Source organism: Lacisediminihabitans sp. FW035 (assembly GCF_054880895.1).
The window spans coordinates 3680915-3697865 of sequence record NZ_CM142187.1; the positions used below are offsets into that span (position 1 = coordinate 3680915).

General features: G+C 67.0%; 14 protein-coding genes. 8 read left to right on the forward strand and 6 right to left on the reverse strand.

Annotated features, from left to right (window positions below):
* The first annotated feature begins 86 nt into the window (after positions 1-86).
* From ACVXZ4_RS17520 to ACVXZ4_RS17530, 3 genes are all read left to right on the forward strand, one after another.
* Positions 87-923 (forward strand): exodeoxyribonuclease III, encoded by an 837-nt coding sequence (locus ACVXZ4_RS17520; RefSeq protein ID WP_461796062.1) that lies wholly within the window; start codon positions 87-89, stop codon positions 921-923.
* A gap of 81 nt (positions 924-1004) precedes the next feature.
* Positions 1005-1778: a GntR family transcriptional regulator gene (locus tag ACVXZ4_RS17525; RefSeq protein ID WP_461796063.1), complete on the forward strand. Its 774-nt coding sequence runs from the start codon at positions 1005-1007 to the stop codon at positions 1776-1778.
* A 382-nt stretch (positions 1779-2160) separates the two neighbouring features.
* Entirely contained in the window at positions 2161-3582 is a 1422-nt protein-coding gene (locus ACVXZ4_RS17530) for a DUF6421 family protein (protein WP_461796064.1), read from the forward strand.
* 123 nt (positions 3583-3705) lie between these two features.
* Here the strand turns inward: ACVXZ4_RS17530 and ACVXZ4_RS17535 are convergent, their stop codons facing one another.
* The 6 genes from ACVXZ4_RS17535 to ACVXZ4_RS17560 form a co-directional block, all read right to left on the reverse strand.
* On the reverse strand, positions 3706-5739 hold the full coding sequence (locus ACVXZ4_RS17535; RefSeq protein ID WP_461796065.1) for a hypothetical protein: 2034 nt from the start codon (positions 5737-5739) through the stop codon (positions 3706-3708).
* Between the two features lie 109 nt (positions 5740-5848).
* A complete protein-coding gene (locus ACVXZ4_RS17540) occupies positions 5849-6904 on the reverse strand; it encodes a glycoside hydrolase family 130 protein (RefSeq protein WP_461796066.1) in 1056 nt (351 codons plus the stop codon).
* 2 nt (positions 6905-6906) lie between these two features.
* Entirely contained in the window at positions 6907-7740 is an 834-nt protein-coding gene (locus ACVXZ4_RS17545) for a carbohydrate ABC transporter permease (protein WP_461798021.1), read from the reverse strand.
* A 41-nt stretch (positions 7741-7781) separates the two neighbouring features.
* Positions 7782-8735, reverse strand: a complete 954-nt coding sequence (locus ACVXZ4_RS17550; protein ID WP_461796067.1) for a carbohydrate ABC transporter permease — start codon at positions 8733-8735, stop codon at positions 7782-7784.
* Positions 8736-8737: 2 nt separating this feature from the next.
* A complete protein-coding gene (locus ACVXZ4_RS17555) occupies positions 8738-10015 on the reverse strand; it encodes an extracellular solute-binding protein (RefSeq protein WP_461796068.1) in 1278 nt (425 codons plus the stop codon).
* Positions 10016-10070: 55 nt separating this feature from the next.
* Positions 10071-11099, reverse strand: a complete 1029-nt coding sequence (locus ACVXZ4_RS17560) for a LacI family DNA-binding transcriptional regulator (protein WP_461796069.1) — start codon at positions 11097-11099, stop codon at positions 10071-10073.
* Between the two features lie 538 nt (positions 11100-11637).
* Between ACVXZ4_RS17560 and ACVXZ4_RS17565 the strand changes: the two genes are divergently transcribed.
* From ACVXZ4_RS17565 to ACVXZ4_RS17585, 5 genes are all read left to right on the forward strand, one after another.
* Positions 11638-12936: a sensor histidine kinase gene (locus tag ACVXZ4_RS17565; protein WP_461796070.1), complete on the forward strand. Its 1299-nt coding sequence runs from the start codon at positions 11638-11640 to the stop codon at positions 12934-12936.
* Positions 12937-12939: 3 nt separating this feature from the next.
* On the forward strand, positions 12940-13599 hold the full coding sequence (locus ACVXZ4_RS17570) for a response regulator (RefSeq protein WP_461796071.1): 660 nt from the start codon (positions 12940-12942) through the stop codon (positions 13597-13599).
* A gap of 96 nt (positions 13600-13695) precedes the next feature.
* The gene (locus tag ACVXZ4_RS17575; protein WP_461798022.1) at positions 13696-14580 is read left to right on the forward strand and encodes an ABC transporter ATP-binding protein; all 885 of its coding nucleotides are present in this window, start codon (positions 13696-13698) and stop codon (positions 14578-14580) included.
* On the forward strand, positions 14577-15668 hold the full coding sequence (locus ACVXZ4_RS17580; RefSeq protein WP_461796072.1) for an ABC transporter permease: 1092 nt from the start codon (positions 14577-14579) through the stop codon (positions 15666-15668). Before ACVXZ4_RS17575 ends, ACVXZ4_RS17580 begins: the two co-directional genes overlap by 4 nt.
* A 213-nt stretch (positions 15669-15881) precedes the next feature.
* A complete protein-coding gene (locus ACVXZ4_RS17585) occupies positions 15882-16949 on the forward strand; it encodes a threonine aldolase family protein (RefSeq protein ID WP_461796073.1) in 1068 nt (355 codons plus the stop codon).
* Positions 16950-16951 lie beyond the last annotated feature (2 nt).

The window sequence follows — 16951 nt, forward strand, 5'->3', positions numbered from 1 at the left end:
TCCTCGCGGGCCACTCCGTCGCGGCGGCGTCGAGCGCGGGGCCCACCCGGCGCCGGCTGCACGCTCCGGTCGATTAAAGTGGGGTCATGCGTGTTGCCACCTGGAACGTGAACTCCATCCGCACCCGGGCCGCCCGCGTGGTCGACTGGCTCGGGCGGGAGGACATCGACGTGCTCGGCATGCAAGAGATCAAGTGCAAGGACAACCAGTTCCCCTACGAGATCTTCGAGGCGGCCGGTTACGAGGTGCGGTTGCACGGGCTCAACCAGTGGAACGGCGTGGCCTTCGCGAGCCGTCTGCCCATGGACGACGTGCAGATCGGATTCCCCTCCGCCCCGGGATTCAGCAAGACCGTCGTCGAGGGCGCGCCGCCGATCGAGGCCCGCGCGATGGCCGTCACCGTTGAGGGCGTCCGGCTGTGGAGCCTCTACGTGCCCAATGGGCGCAGCCTCGACGACCCGCACCTGGCCTACAAGCTCGACTGGTTGGCCCGACTCGCCTCCGACACGAAGACCTGGCTCGCCGAGCATCCGGGCACTCCGCTCGCCCTCATGGGCGACTGGAACATCGCGCCCCTCGACACCGACGTCTGGCCCACCTGGGACTTCGAGAACAGCACCCACACCTCTCCGGCCGAGCGCGCCGCCTTCACCGAGTTCGAGACCATCGGGCTCGCGGATGTCGTTCGCCCGCGCGTCCCGGAGGGCTTCACCTACTGGGACTACCAGCAGCTGCGTTTCCCGCGCAACGAAGGGATGCGCATCGACTTCATCATGGGCTCGCCGGCGTTCGCCGACCTCGTGACGGCGGCGAGCATCCACCGTAACGAACGCAAGGGCGACGGCCCGAGCGATCACGTGCCGGTCGTGGTCGACCTCGCCGTCGACGAGCCGGAAGATGACGATCGGCCGATGATCTTCTAGTCACCACCCGATGCTGCGCCGCGTGCGCGCAACGCTCGAGTCCTGACCGCTGACGCGGGACGCCCCGGGTAGGGTCGAAGGGTGAGCGACGCACCGACTACCGGCACCGGCACTGCCGATGCGCCGGCGGAGTCCTTCGCCACGAGCCCCGTCGTGAACCTGGTGTTCGACCGTGTGCTGTCTGCCGTTCACGAGGGACGCCTGCTGCCGGGGCAGCGGATCAGCGACTCGGAGCTCGCCCAACAGCTCGGGGTCTCGCGAACACCGGTGCGTGAGGCACTGCAGCGACTGCGGGAGATCGGCATCATCGAGGCATCCGCCAGCCGGTTCACCCGTGTCGCCCTCGTCAGCCCCAAGCAGACTGCGGATGCGATGGTGGTCTGGGTCGCGCTCTACAGTGCCCTGGTCAACGAGGTGATCCCTCTCGCGACGCCGCAACTGGTGGCCGACATGCGCTCCGACCACGAGCTGTTCCTCGAGCATGTGAGCTGGGCCCTCGACCCCCGCAAACTCGCGGCAGTGCGTGATGATCCGGCGCTCGCGAATGATCGCATCACCGAGTTGCTCCCCCAGAAGGTAGCGATGGCCAATGCTCGTTTCTTCAATCACCTGGTGACTCTCTCGCAGAATCCGTCACTGGTGCGCGGCATCAATTCGGTGGTGCACCTCATCCAGCTGGGAAGTCTCTACCTCCCCGACTACATCGACTTCCGCGCCCTCAGCGAGTCCCAGCAGTTACTGATCGCCGCCGCGCGTGACCACGACCGCGCGGCGGCCCAAGGTGCACTGCGCATGCTCGGACTGATCACTGTGCCGACGGCAGCCCTTGAAGCAGAGGCCGGAGAAGCGCTCTAAAAAAGAACCCCGAATGGGGGGTCGTGTCCTCCTTTAGGAGGACCAATATACTGCTAGCTTTGACCTGCGCATGAAAGTGCGAATTCGGTTTTTCCGCCTCGAATTCCCGCTCGATATTCCACCCGGATCGAGCGATGGCGGTGAACTGTGAGCCACGTCGCCCCTTACCCAGGCGATCCGGCGGACTGGTCGCCCGAACGACCAGTCCGCTGACGTGTCTTCGGCGCTGGCTCGGAGTGCGCACGCCTTCTGCGTGGAGACCGCCTCCCTGTGCAACTTTCCCGCGCCGATGACAACCAAACGGCGCGATCGTGCAGATACCCTCGAAGCAGACGCCTTTCGCGTCGTCTCGTCGTTTCTTGTGGGGATCGGAGGTCGAACCATGTCATACGCAGCATCAGCAGCCAGCAGCGCAATCGTCGGGGAGCCTGAGGTTCTCGAAGACGGTGCCCTCTCGTCCGCCTCCGGCGTCGAACATTCCGCAGCCTGGGTCACCCTCAAGGCCGCCGTCTCGGCACTCCGCCCGCTGCAGGTGCAGGACGGCAGCATTCCGGACAGCGCGCATCACGCGGATGCCCGTGACCTGGTCTCCACCATCGCCGAGCACCTTCGTGGCTTCGTGCCGGTGTTCCCGCACGACGAGGCCTACCTGCGTGCCGCCGCCGTGGACTTCGAGCACTGGAGCACCCGGGGATTCCCGGTGCCGGACTTCTTCGACTCCCTTGCCGCCTTCCAGCCCCAGCTCCATCGCATCGACGGCCTCCGGCACCTCGTCGTGTTCCCCATGTACACGCAGAACGGCAGCACCGATCGCCTCGTCGAAGCGGTGCTCGTCGAGGTGATCTGGCCGGAGTTCGTCGCCGCCCTCGAGGCCGGCGATTACTCGAACGCACTGTTCGTACCGATTCGGTTCGTGGACTTCACCGAGGGCTACGACACCAACTCCGCCGTGCTGTTCCCCGAGACGATCGCGATGCGCGCGGTGCCGACCTTCACCTGGGGAGCGATCTTCGCCGACCGGGAGGCCGCGCGGTTCCGCCGGGTCGTGCGCGAGGCATCCGCGATCACGAAGCTCGAGCTTCCGGAGGATGCGGCGCGACTTCTCGACGACCAGCACCTGGCGGAGGAGACCTTCGTGATGTGGGACCTCATCCACGATCGCACCCACATGCGCGGTGACCTGCCGTTCGATCCCTTCATGATCAAGCAGCGGATGCCGTACTTCCTCTACTCGCTCGAGGAACTGCGCTGCGACCTCACCGCGTATCGCGAGGCCGTGCGCCTCGAACGCGCAGAGGACACCGACGAGGTGACTCGCGACCACGCGAAGCTCGTGCAGTACGCCGTGCTCTTCGACCGGATCTTCCGGTTCGCGATCACCGGCACCCGTGTGCGCAACTACGACGGTGTCGGCGGGCAGCTGCTCTTCGCCTGGCTGCACCAGCACCACGTGCTGCACTGGACCGACACCCGCCTCACGATCGACTGGGCGGATGTTCCTGACCAGGTGATCGCGCTCGGTCGTGAGATCGAGGAGCTGTACTGGCGGTCGATCGACCGGCCGAAGACGGCGCACTGGCTCGCGGCCTACGACCTGGTGTCGACCACTCTCACCCCGCATCCGGCCTCCAATTGGGCTCAGCGTGATCTTCCGCTGGATGGCCCTCCGAAGGGTTTGACCGATGCGGTGCTGCCCGACGAGTTCCCCCTGTCGATGTTCTACGAGGCTCTCTCGAAGAAGATGACTGCCGTTATCGAGTCGACGGCGGGCCTGACCGGGCGCGACCGCCCAGTGGTCGAGTAGCGCCAGCGCTCTGCCGGTCGAGTAGGAGCGCCAGCGACGTGGGCCCACGCTCGCTAGCGCTCGCTACTCGACCAACAGGGTGCGGTCTCGACACGCTCGCTACTCGACCAACAGAGGAAGAAGTCAGCGCGACACCACCGCGAATCCGCCGGGTCGAAGCAGGATCGTCGCCACTCCCGAGATGACCCGCGACTGCAGCAGACGACCCGCCGAATCGTAGGTGCGCACGGTGGCGCGCTCCGCCGCCGAGCCCACCCGGGCGGGCAGCGGGAGAGCGGAGGTCGAGTGCACCAATTCGGTCGAGGCCGAAGCGCCGCGCAGCACGAGACGCGACACCAGCGGGCGCACGATAACGGCATCCAGCTGCACGGTTCCGGAGGTGGCACGAGCGGTAACGGTCGTCGCCCCGGCGCCGATCGGCAGCGTAAGCGTCTGCGGCAGCAGCGCGCCGGGCACGGCGGTGATCCCCGGCGCGCCGACGCCATCGCGGATGACGCCGAGCGGCAGTCGGCCCGCCGTCCACACCGAGGATGCCGAACCCGGGTTGGGCTGGAAGGTCACCGGCTCGAGATGCCGGGCACCCGATCCGGCCGGTATCGCGAGAGTCGCGGTCGAACCCGTCGGCAAGGACAGGTAGGCACCGCCCCCGAACTGCGACTCGCCGGTCCAGGCCGAGGCGGGAGTCACGACTGCGCCCGTTGTCGCCGGTGAGGACTCCGCCTGCACGACGGTGAGACCGTCGTGCGAGACGGAGACCGGCGTCGCGACGGCGCGCGCCGCGACATCCGGATTCGCATCGAGAGCGAGCATGGAAAGGAGCCCGTGGATCGTGCTCTCCGCCCCGGAGTTGTGGTTGACCGTGCCGTCCGGCTGCACGCCGTCGAAGGTGACCCCCGTGGTGGGATCGTAGGTCGGTTTCCCCGAGGGATTGGCGCCGAAGTACCAGGACCCGGCGATACCGGCGAGTTCGCGGATGCCGGGGCGGGCCCCCGCAGCGGCAACGGCGAGCAGCGACTGCAGCCGGGAATCCGCACCATAGGCGATCTGGGTGGTGTCGACCGGCGTGGGATACCACCCGTTGTCGGGCCCACCGGCCGCGAGGAGTTCGGTGGTGAACCCGACCGAGTCCGCGACCGCCGGCTCGAGCAGTGCCGGCTTCTTCAGCACCGTGGAGGCCGCGGCGAGCGCCGCCGGCATCTGCGACGCATAGGCATGCCACATCGACCGGGACTCCGCCCACGGCAGGATCGCGCCATAAGGCCACTGGGTGGATGATCCGGAGCCCATCTTCGAGATGCCCTCCGCGAGCTGCGAAAGCGCGGTGCGGGAGGTGGCATCCGCCGGGGCCTCGGCAGAGTAGGCGCTCAGGCCGAGGACGGCCTCTGCCGTGGCATCCGCACCATCGACGATGAGCCAGGCGGGCACGCGGGCGCCATCGGCGATGGCGTAGGTTCCGTATTTGTTCAGCACCTCGCGGTTGAGCGCGGCCACTCCGAGTTGGAGGCGCTGCTGCAGGAAGCCCGCGAAACTCGGATCGGCGTCCTTGAAGGCGGCGTACCCTTCGCCGAATGCCCACAGGCTGCGGGCGAGCCAATAGCTCGCGCCGCTGTCGGAGGGATCGGGCAGCTCCACCGGCACCGGCGACGGATTGAAGGTGCCATCGGCTTGCATCCAGAGCACGACGTTTCCGGCGTCCGGTCCAGTCACGGTCTGGAAATAGGCGACGGATCGCAGCAGCTCATACGCCTTCGTGCGGCTCGTCGCTGAGCCGGTCTGCTTCCAGTCCCGCAGGTAGACGACCGCGGCCCTGGTGATGTCATCAGCGTTGTACGCACCCTGGCCGTAGTGGCCGGTCGCTGCATCGAGCGGTCCACCGCCGACCCGGGCGAAGGTGCCACCCGGACGCGAGTCCGCGTAGGTCCACGGCATCGTGATCGCCGGTTCCTGCGTGAGGCGATAGGTGGTGTGGCCATCGATCGCGCCCGGGGACGCGGTGTCGAGCAGGAAGTCGAGATGCGCGAGATTGGTGAGGCGTGCCGGTGCACGTGTCGCGTCAGCGCCGTCTGCGCCGGCCGCGCCGGAGGCGAGCGACACCGATCCGATCACCGCCATGACGGCGAGCCCGGCGACGAAGCGACGCGAGATGGAGTTCTTCATTGAACTGTCCTTTCGTTGAGGATGTGTGCGAGTGTTCCCGCTTTTCAGGAATGGGCCCTGACGAACAGGAACAAGAGCGACGAACGGGAACGATCGCGGCGGCGAGGGCTTACACGCGGTCGATGCGGGCGACCCCGATCTTGGAGTCCGCCATGCCGTAGAAGACGAAGAGCTGGCCCTCGATGCGCTCGATCGCCGTGGGGAAGACCACGTTCGGCACGATTCCGCTGCGCTCATCCTCGGTCTCGGCGGCGAGCAGCGGCTCGGCGGTGCGGGCCAGGATCTTCGTCGGGTCCTCGGCATCCAGGATCATGCCGCCGGCGGAATAGTTCACCTTCTGCTGCTGCGTGAATGCCTCGTCGATCTCGCCGGTGACCCCGTGATACAGCACCAGCCAGCCCTCGTCGACCCGTACGGGAGGCGGGCCGCCCCCGATCTTCAGCTCCTCGAAGGGCGCTTCGGGGGCGGCGAGCATCCGGTGCCCGCGCCAGAGTACGATCGAGCGGATGTCGGCCACCACCTCGGCGACGGGCACGTAGCTGATCCAGATGCTCTGCCTCTCGTCGGTGATGCCGGCCGGGATAGTGCGCAGCTCTCCCGGCTTGATCTCGCCGAGATCCCACATCGGGCGGTGCAGCACCGCGAAGCTCTCCACCCCGTCCGGTGCGGTCACCGGCTCGGGGAAGAACACCGTGTCCTTGTTGTGGAACAGGTTGAGGTCGATATCGAGCGCGTCGTCGAATTCGAAGAGCGCCGGGCCGAGCCTCGTCCACTGCCTCAGGTCGGTGGATGTCGCGACCGCGGTTCGCGGACCGAGCGGGCCGAACGCCACGTACGTCATCACGTGGAGCCCGAGTCGGGGGATGAAGGTGACTCGCGGATCCTCGGTGCCGGAGTTCTTCGCGCCCCGCTCCCATGACCGTTCCGGTTGCAGCACTACGCCCTCGCGTTCCACTCCCACCGGCACGCCGCCCTCGATGACCACGCGGGCAAGCCCGACCCGGCTCACATTGCCGGTGGCCACCATGCGGGGAAGGAGGTAGAGCGTGCCGTCATCCGAATGCCCGGTGGCGGGATTGAGCACGCCCTCCGCCTCCAGGTCGTCGCCCGGCAGCGGAGTCATGATCACTCCGGTGCGGGTGAGGGAGTAGGGGAAGGGGAACATGGTCAACCTTTCACGCCCGAGCCGATATTGGTCGAGACGAAGTACCTCTGGAACACGATGAACAGCACGACGACCGGCGCAGCCAGCACGACCGCACCCGCGAGGGTGGCGCCGAACGGATTGGATGCCGAGGCCGCGATGTTGGAGATGTAGTTGGCGAGCGAGACGGCCAGCGGCTGCAGGCTCGCCTCCTTGGTCACCAGGAACGGCCAGAGGAACTCGTTCCAGGGGCCGATGAAGGTGAGCAGCACCACAGTGATGAGCCCGGGCCGCACCAGTGGGATCGCGATACGCCAGAGAAGCACGAGTTCACTCGCCCCGTCGATCCGTGCCGCCTCGAACAGCTCCTTGGGCAGCTGCAGGAAGTACTGCCGGAAGATCACGACCGCCGTGGAGTTGATGAAGAACGGCAGGATCATGCCGACGTAGTTGTCGGCGAGTCCGTAGTCACGGGCGATGAGCACGTACAGCGGGATCATCAGCAGCTGGAACGGGATCACCTGCACCAGCAGCGCGAGCGCGAAGGTCACTCCGCGACCCCGCCACTGCAGCACGGCGAGCGCATACCCGACGAGCAGTCCGAACACCATGGTGCCGAGCAGCACGCCGCCCGTGAAGATGCCCGAATTGAGCAACCCCTGGAACAGGTTGATCCGATCGTTGATCTGCACGTAGTTCTCCCCCGTGATATTGGCCGGGTTGGGGAAGGCGCCGGCGACCGAGGGGTCGGGCTTGGCCTGCAGCGATCCGATCACCATGTAGTAGAAGGGAAAGAGGAAGGCGAGGGCGCCGATGCCGAGCACCACTCCCCGGAGGATGCGCTGGGGGCGCGACATCCGGGTGTGCGAGAAGACGTCCGTGCTTTTCCTGGCGGCCATCAGTCGTTCCCTCCGGCGAAGCGGTTCTGCAAGAAAGCGATACCGAGTACCACGATCACCAGCACGACCCCGATGGCCGCGGCGGTATCCGGATGCCCCTGCTGCAGCCCGTCCTGGTACATGATCAACACCGGCGAGGCGGATGCCCCGTTGGGCCCGCCTCCTCCCGTGAGCAGGTAGGGCTCGGTGAACAGGTTCGCCCCGGTCACCGTCGAGACGAGCAGCACGAGCACGGTGGCCGGTCGCACTCCCGGCACCGTCACGGAGAAGAAGCTGCGCACGGCACCCGCCCCGTCGGTGGAGGCCGATTCGTAAAGCTCCTTTGGCACGGCCTGGAGGGCCGCGAGGTAGAGCAAAATGTAGAACCCGAGCTGCTTCCAGGTGACGAAGAGCGCGATCGACGGCATCGCCCAGTGCGGATTGACCAGCCAGGACGGGCTCGGCGCGAGCGGCCCGAGAACCTGGTTCACGATGCCGTTGCCATTGAAGAGGAAGAGCCAGACGGCGACGACCGCCACACTCGCCGTGAGGTAGGGCACGTAGAAGCTCACTCGCAGGAACGCCCGGAAGCGGGTGACCTTGTTGAGCGCACTCGCCAACAGCAGCGAGAGCACGACGGTGAGCGGCACGTTGATCAGCAGGAAGATACCGACATTGCCGAACGAGCGGATGACCGCCGGATCGCTGAACGCGGTGATGTAGTTCTGCAGGCCGACGAACGGACGCTCGACCTGGGCACCGGGCGCCGCGAAGAAGAAGTCGTGGAACGAGATCCACACGGAGTAGACCAGCGGATAGGCGAAGACCAGGACCACGAACACCAGGTACGGCGCGCTGAACAGCAGGCCGAGCGGATGCTTTCCCAGGACGCGTTCCCGAAGGGTGCCTTTCCGGGCGGGCTTTCGCCCCTCCGGCGGTCGGGCGACCGCCGGAGGGGTCAGCGTGGTGGACATCCCTACTTCTGCTTCGCGATCGTGTCGATCTTCGATGCTGCGTCCTTCAGGGCGCTCTTCACGTCGCCGTCGCCGGTGACGACAGTCTTCGTCCAGGCATCGCGGAACGCCTGGAGCATTTCGACGGTATTGGGCCCCGGCGGCACCTCGACGGTGCGCGAGGCCTGGTCGCCGAACGCCTTGTAGGCGGGGTTCTTGTCGAAATAGCCGGCGTAAGTCGTCTGCAGGTCGGAACGCAGCGGCATCTGCCCGGTGATCTCGAGCAGCTTCTGGTCCTGGGCCTTGCTCGTCGAGAACTTCAGCACGTCCCAGGCCGTGCCCTGGTTCTTGCAGGCGGAATAGAGCCCGATGTTCTTGGCGTCGCTGAAAGTCCAGGTCTTGTCGGCCGCGATGCCGTCCTTGGTCGGCACGGGCACCGATCCCCAGTTCACGTCCTTATAGACGGATACGGCCCACGGGCCGACGATCGCCATGGCCGAGTTGCCGGACGCGAAGGAGTCTCCGGTGTACTGCTCCGGGCTCGACAGCTTGTCCTTGTACATCGTCTGCCAGAAGTCGGCGACGTCGTAGCCGTCCTGGGTGGCGAACGTGGCCTTGTTGTCGGCCACGATCTGCTTCCCACCGGTAGCCGCGGCATACAGCGGGTAGAAGTCGAACTGCGTCTGGAAGAACTCGCTGGTGGGGGCCGGCTGGATGGCCACCTTGGCGACTCCCGCGGCGACCAGCTTCTTCGACGTGTCGATGAAGTCGGCGTAGGTGGAGAGCTTCGGGTTCTCGGGATCCAGTCCGGCCTTCGCGAACATGTCCTTGTTGTAGAAGATCACGACGGGGTTGGACTTCCACGGCATCTGGAAATACTCGCCGGCCGTGTTCTTGTACTGGTCGGCGACCTTTCCGCTGCGAGCCTCGATGTACGAGGCGCCATCCGAGATCTTGGAAATGTCGACGAGGCCACCCTGCTTCTCGAACTGGCCGACGGCGGATGGTGCGGTGTTGTAGATGAGGCAGGGGGTGTTTCCCGCGGCGATTGCTGCGCCGATCACTTCCTCGCTGCTCTTTCCGGCCGGGATCTCCTGGCCCTTCACCTTCTCGTCGGGGTGCGCGGCGTTCCAGGCGGTGACCATCTGCTTGCCCCAGGCCACTTCCTGCTCGTTGTTCGAGTACCAGATGGTGATCGGACCCTTGCCGGTCGTGGTGGTGGACCCACCGCCGCCACTGCAGGCGGTGAGGGCGAGCGCGCCGGCGAGCACTGTCGCGGCGATAACTGTTCTTCTTTGCACAGTCTTTCCTTCTCTTCGGTTTCTCTGGGGTTTCAGGGAATGGGGGTTCGGGGTGTCAGGGAATGGCAACGGATGGCGCGGCGCTGGACTCGCGGATCACGAGTCGCGCCGGGGGAAGTTCGATGTCGTCGACCTCGTCGCCGGCGATTACGCGCAGCAGGAGTCCGGCCGCCTGGCGGCCCCATTCCTGCACCTCCGTAGTGACCGTTGTAAGCGAGGGGAACAGGTGGGCGCCGATGTCGCTGCCGTCGAATCCGGTGATCGAGAGGTCGCCGGGCACCGAGAGCCCGGCGCGACCGGCGACCCCGAGGCCCGCGATCGCCATCACGTCGTTCGAATAGACGATCGCGGTCGGGCGGTGGGACAGCGCGAGGATTTCGGCGGTGGCCCGCGCCCCTCCGGCAGCGGTGAAGTCGGTCTCGACCACAATCCCGTCGAGACCGTGCGCGGACAGCGTGGCCAGGAAGGACTCGCTGCGTCGTACGCCGTGGAGCATGCGAGAGGGCCCGGCGACGTGGGCGATGCGGCGGTGACCGAGTGCCACGAGGTGCTCGACCGCTGAGTTGATGCCGGGGGTGTCGTCGACCGTCACCGACGGGAGGTCTGAGGCGACATCCGGATGCCCGATGGTGATCGCGCGCAGTCCGAGCCGCGAGACGAGCGCGATGCGCGGATCGTCGCGACGCAGGTCGGTGAGGATCACACCGTCGACCCGGTCGTGGTCGGCGAGCTGCCGATAGCTCGCCTCCTCCTCCGCCTCGCTACCAACGACGCTCAGCACGAGGGCCTGGCCGACCGGGGCGAGGGCGGTCTCGATTCCCGAGATGAAGGCGGGGAAGAAGGGGTCTCCTGACATGACCTCGGGGTCACGGGCGATGACCAGTCCGAGGGCGAAGGACCGGTCGGTGCTGAGCGAACGCGCCCGGACGCTTGGACGCCATCCGAGCTCATCGGCGACGAGCAGGATGCGGGCACGAGTCTCCGGCGATACTCCCGGACGATCGTTGAGGGCGAAGGACACCAAGCCCTTGCTCACGCCGGCGGTCCGGGCGACATCGGTGATCGTCGCGCGCTGTTTAGCCATGAACTACTCCACCCTGAGTGTCTGGATCACCGGCAGTGGTCTGAACCGGTGTCGTGTCGTGCCGGTCGATGCTGGTCGCGCCGTTCGTGCCGGTCGCGCCGTTCGTGCTGGTCGCGCATTGGCCGCCGGCAGTCGTCTGAACCGGTGGCACTTCGATCTGGGTCGTGCGTGTCGTGCTGGTCGTGTCGTGCTTTTTCGTGAGTTGTGCGGATCGAATCGCACCGTCCGGCAGCTTTCTGAACCGGTTTAGTCAACCTAAGCCGGATGTCCGCAGAATGCAACCCCTTCAATCAGATCGCTACTACCTTTGCCGCGAGCGCCCTGCAGCACGCTCTCCCGAAGCACTGACTGGCGACAAGTGCATGTTCGTCGCACTAATGAAGGTGTACTTCTCGCCAGTCACCTGCGTGGGCAGGTGCTGGCTCCCCCCCGGCACACGGCCGTCACGGGCCGCTCAGACGAGTGCGTCCGCTGGCGGACCGACGTCTCCGTCTCAGGGGGGATTCCCCGCACGACCGTGCGGACTAGCGTTGACGGCGTGACCGAACCGTCGAGCGCCCACCGTCGGCGCGAGATCCCCGGCGGCATCGACCGGGACTGGGTGCGACCCGAGCCCGAGCGCCGGGAGTACGTGCGGGATGCGGCGCTCGCGGCCGTGATGCTCGGGGCGACCGCGCTGAGCGTGCTGCTCTCCCAGAGCGCCGGCTACTCCGAGCATCCGTCCGCGATCTGGATCAGCGCGATCTACGTGGTCGTGTGCGCGGCTCCGCTGGCGTTGCGTCGTCGCTGGCCGGAGGCCGTCGCGATGGTGGTGGCCGTCGTCTTCGCTCTCGCTCAGATCCTCTCCGTGCCGGAGGCGCTCTTCGCCAACATCTCCCTGTTCATCGCCCTGTACTCGGTGGGCGCCTGGGGGCGCCATCGGGGCCGCGCCACGATCGTGCGGGTGGTGATCGTCATCGGGATGTTCGTGTGGCTCTTCATCGCGCTCGTCGCGCATGCCTCCGACCCCGGCTCCCTCGCGAACCTCCCCCGCAGCACCGCGATCTCCCCCATCGTCGCCTTCGGCCTGCTGCAGATCGTGACCAACCTGCTCTACTTCGGCGGGGCGTTCTACTTCGGCGATCGAGCCTGGGCTGCGGCCCGCGAGCGTTCGGCACTCGTCGCCCGAACTGCCGAGCTCGCCGCCGAACGGGAGATCAATGCTCAGCGGGCGGTGTCGCTCGAACGCGTGCGGATCGCCAGGGACCTGCACGACATCGTCGCCCACCACGTGTCCGTGATGGGCGTGCAGGCGGGCGCGGCTCGTCGAGTCGTCGATTCCGATCCGGCCGGAGCCGCGGCATCCCTCCGCTCCATCGAGTCGAGCGCCCGCACTGCTGTCGCGGAGCTCCACCGCATGCTCACCACCCTGCGTGACGACGAGCACCCGGCCGGCGACGCCCCGAGCACCCGCGGCATCGATCAGCTCTCGACCCTCGTCGCCGACACCCGGGGAGCGGGCGTCACGATCCTCTCGCGCACCGTCGGCACCGAGCGCCCGGTGCCGCCTACGATCGGAGCAACGCTGTACCGGATCGCGCAGGAGGCCATCACGAACACCCTCAAGCACGCCGGCCCGGGCGCCGAGATAGACCTGCGGTTGCGCTATCTCGACGATGCCGTCGAGCTCGAACTCGGGGACACCGGCACCGGCTCGGCCGTCGCCGCCTCCGGAACGGGCCACGGCCACCTCGGGATGCGTGAGCGGGTGGATGCCGTCGGCGGCACCATCCAGATCGGCCCGCGCGCCAGGGGCGGCTACCTCGTGCGCGCGCGCATCCCCACCGGGGAGGCGTAAGCGATGACCGACCTCCGCGTGCTCATCGTCGACGACCAGGACCTCGTGCGGGCGGGGTTCTCGGTGATCCTGCAGAGCGAACCGGGCATCACGGTCGTCGGCGAGGCCAGGAACGGCGAGGAGGCCCTTTCGAAGGTGCTCGACCTGCGCCCCGACGTGGTCTGCATGGATGTGCAGATGCCGGTCATGGACGGCCTCGAAGCCGCTCGCCGCATCGCTGTCCAGGCGCCGGGCACCGGCGTACTCATCCTCACCACCTTCGATCGCGACGACTACCTGTTCGATGCGCTCACGGCCGGGGCGAGCGGCTTCCTGCTGAAGAATTCGACGCCGGAGAAGCTCATCGAAGCGGTGCAGATCATCGGCCGCGGTGACGCCCTCCTCGCCCCGGATGTCACGCGGCGGGTGATCGAACGATGCGCGGGTCGGTCCGCGACCCCGCCGACGGTGAACCCGGCACTCGACGACCTGAGTGGGCGGGAGCGCGAGGTGCTCGGGCTGCTCGCGCGGGGCATGAGCAACTCCGAGATCGCCCACGCCCTCTACGTCGGCGAGGCCACTGTGAAGTCCCACGTCTCGAAAGTCCTGCAGAAGCTCGGCGTGCGCGATCGGGTGCATGCCGTGGTCTTCGCCTACGAGCACGGCATCGTGGCGCGCAGCTGAGACTCCCCCGTCGGAGGGAGCGGGAAAACCACCGCGTGGGGGATGCCCCGCTTCCCGCCGCGTCATACGGTTGACATCACAACGGACAGGAGCATGATGCTGCAGGTCGACAGGGTGACCAAGAAGTACGGCGGTCGGACCGCGCTCAACGACGTGAGTTTCGGCGTGGGGGACGGCCGAATCACCGGCTTCGTCGGCGGCAACGGTGCCGGAAAGACCACGACGATGCGCATCATCCTCGGGGTGCTTTCGGCCGATTCCGGGTCAGTGAGCCTCGGCGGTGCGCCCCTCACGGGCGACGACCGTCGCCTCTTCGGCTACATGCCGGAGGAGCGCGGCCTCTACCCGAAGATGAAGGTGGCCGAGCAGATCACCTACTTCGGCCGGCTCCACGGCATGACCGTCCGGGATGCCGCCGCCAGCACGACGAGCCTGCTCGAACGCCTCGACCTCGCCGCCCGCTCCAATGACACCGTCGACAGCCTCTCGCTCGGCAACCAGCAGCGCGCGCAGATCGCGGCGGCCCTCGTGCACAAGCCGGAGGTGCTCGTGCTCGACGAGCCGTTCTCCGGACTCGATCCGCTCGGAGTGGATTCGGTGCTCACCGTGCTGCGGGACGCCGCCTCTGCCGGGGCCCCGGTGCTGTTTTCAAGCCACCAGCTCGACCTGGTGGAGCGCCTCTGCGACGACCTGGTGATCATCGCGAACGGCGAGATCCGCGCGAGCGGCTCCCGCGCGCAACTTCAGCGCGAGCACGGCCACGACCGCTACGAGCTCGACGTCGACGGAGACCTCGGCTGGCTCCGGGAGGTACCCGGTGTCACCGTCGTCGACTTCGACGGGGGTCACGCCCTCTTCGAAGCGGCGGATGCCGCAGCGGCCCAGTCCGTGCTGAAGCGCGCGGTCGCCGACGGCGCCGTGCAGCGATTCGCCCCGCAACATCCATCCCTCGCCCAGATCTTCCGGGAGGTCATCCAATGAGCACCGTCGCCCCCACTTTCCTGCAGAGCACTCTTCTCGTCTCCAACCGCGAAATCATGATGCGGCTGCGAAGCAAGGCCTTCCTCGTCTCAACGGGCATCCTGTTGCTGGCGGTGCTCGCGTCGATCGTGATTGGCAGCATCGCGAGCGCGAACGCCCAGCCGACGAAGGTGGCCGTGCAGCGCTCGGTGATCAACGCCCTGCCCGATCTCCCGCAGTTCGCGGTGACGGATGTCGACACTCGCGCCGCGGCGGAGAAGCTGGTGCGCTCGGGAGCCGTGGAGGCGGCCATCGTGTCGAACTCGACGGTGTCGACGCTCGGCATCACCGTCATCGGGCTCGATGCGGCGCCATCCGAGGTGATCTCCGCGGTGAGCGTCGCTCCCGATGTGAAGATCCTCGACACCTCGAAGAAGAATCCGCTGCTCATCTACTTCGTCGCGCTCGGCTTCGGGCTGGTGTTCTTCATGTCGGCGGTGACCTTCGGCTCGACCATCGCGCAGAGCGTCGTCGAGGAGAAGGCCACACGGGTGGTGGAGATCCTCATGTCGACAATCCCGGTGCGCACCCTCCTTGCGGGCAAGGTGCTCGGCAACAGCATCCTCGCCTTCGGGCAAATCGCCCTCATCGCCATCCTCGCCGGGGTGGGGTTGCTCGTCACCGGGCAATCCACACTGCTCGGCACGCTCGGACCGTCGATCATCTGGTTCGTCGTGTTCTTCGCCTTCGGGTTCGTGTTGCTCGCGGCGCTCTTCGCCGCCGCGGCATCCCTCGTCTCCCGGCAGGAGGACATGGCCTCGGTCACCACCCCGGTCACGATGCTGGTGATGGTGCCCTACCTGCTCGTGATCATCTTCAACGACAATCCGATCGTGCTCGGCATCATGTCATATGTGCCGTTCTCGGCACCGGTGGGGATGCCGATGCGAATCTTCCTCGGCACAGCCGAGTGGTGGGAACCGCTGCTCTCCCTCGTGATCCTGCTGGTTTCGACGGCATTCGTGATCGTGATCGGCTCGCGCATCTACGAGAACTCCCTTCTGCGCATGGGGGGCCGGGTGAAGCTGCGCGAGGCGCTCGCCCGCTGACGGGCGTGCGTCGCGGTCGCGCGCACCGTAGTTTCGCTACCGTAGTTTCGCGACCGTAGTTTCGCTACCGAAGTTTCGCGACCGGAGTTTCGCGAATGCGGGCGTATGCGGACACTCCGGGCTGGCACGCCGGCCCCGAATGTCCGCCTACGCCCCGCTTCGCCGCGGCGCCCCCAGCACGGACGCGCAACCCGCGAATGGCAGACTGGTCCAATGACCACGCTCCACGACACGAACTACCGCGGCTTCGCCTCCGACAACTACGCCGGGGCCCACCCCGAGGTGCTCGCGGCGATCGCCGACGCCAATGGCGGCCACCAGATCGCCTACGGGGAGGATGTCTACACCGCCCGCCTCCAGGAGGTCATGAAGGAGCACTTCGGCGAGCGGGCCGAGGCATTCCCCGTGTTCAACGGCACCGGTGCCAATGTCACTGCGCTGACATCTGTTCTGCCCCGCTGGGGCGCGGTGGTCGCCACCTCGACCGCCCACATCCACACCGATGAGAACGGGGCTCCCGAGCGCATCAGCGGCCTGAAGCTGCTCACTGTGCCTGCACCGGACGGCAAGCTCACCCCCGAGCTGATCGACCGGGAGGCCTGGGGCTGGGGAGACGAGCACCGCGCGCAGCCGCTCGCGGTGAGCATCACGCAGACCACCGAGCTCGGCACGCTCTATTCGATCGAGGAAGTGCGGGCGATCGCCGAACATGTGCACTCCAAGGGCATGGTGCTGCACATGGATGGCGCGCGCATCTCCAACGCGGCGGCGGCGCTGCAGGTGCCATTCCGCGACTTCACGACGGATGCCGGCGTCGACATCCTGAGCTTCGGCGGCACCAAGAACGGCCTGCTCTACGGCGAGGCGATCGTGGTGCTGAACCCGGACGTCTCGGACGGCCTCATCTTCCTTCGCAAGCTCAACATGCAACTCGCCTCGAAGATGCGCTTCGTGTCGGCCCAGCTCATCGCGCTGCTCAGCAACGACCTCTACCGTCGTTCGGCCAACCACGCCAATGCGATGGCCGGGCACCTGCGTCGCTCACTCGAGGATGCGATCGGCGACGGGCGCGTCACGAATCTCGCGTTCAGCCAGGAGACCACGGCGAACGCGGTGTTCGCCGTTCTGCCCAACGAGTCGGCCGACCGACTGAAGGAGAAGTTCCGTTTCTACGACTGGGATCGCGCGGCGGGTGAGGTGCGCTGGATGACCGCGTTCGACACCACGGAGGCCGACGTGGATGCGTTCGTCGCCGCAATAGTGGAAGAACTCGGCGCGTAATC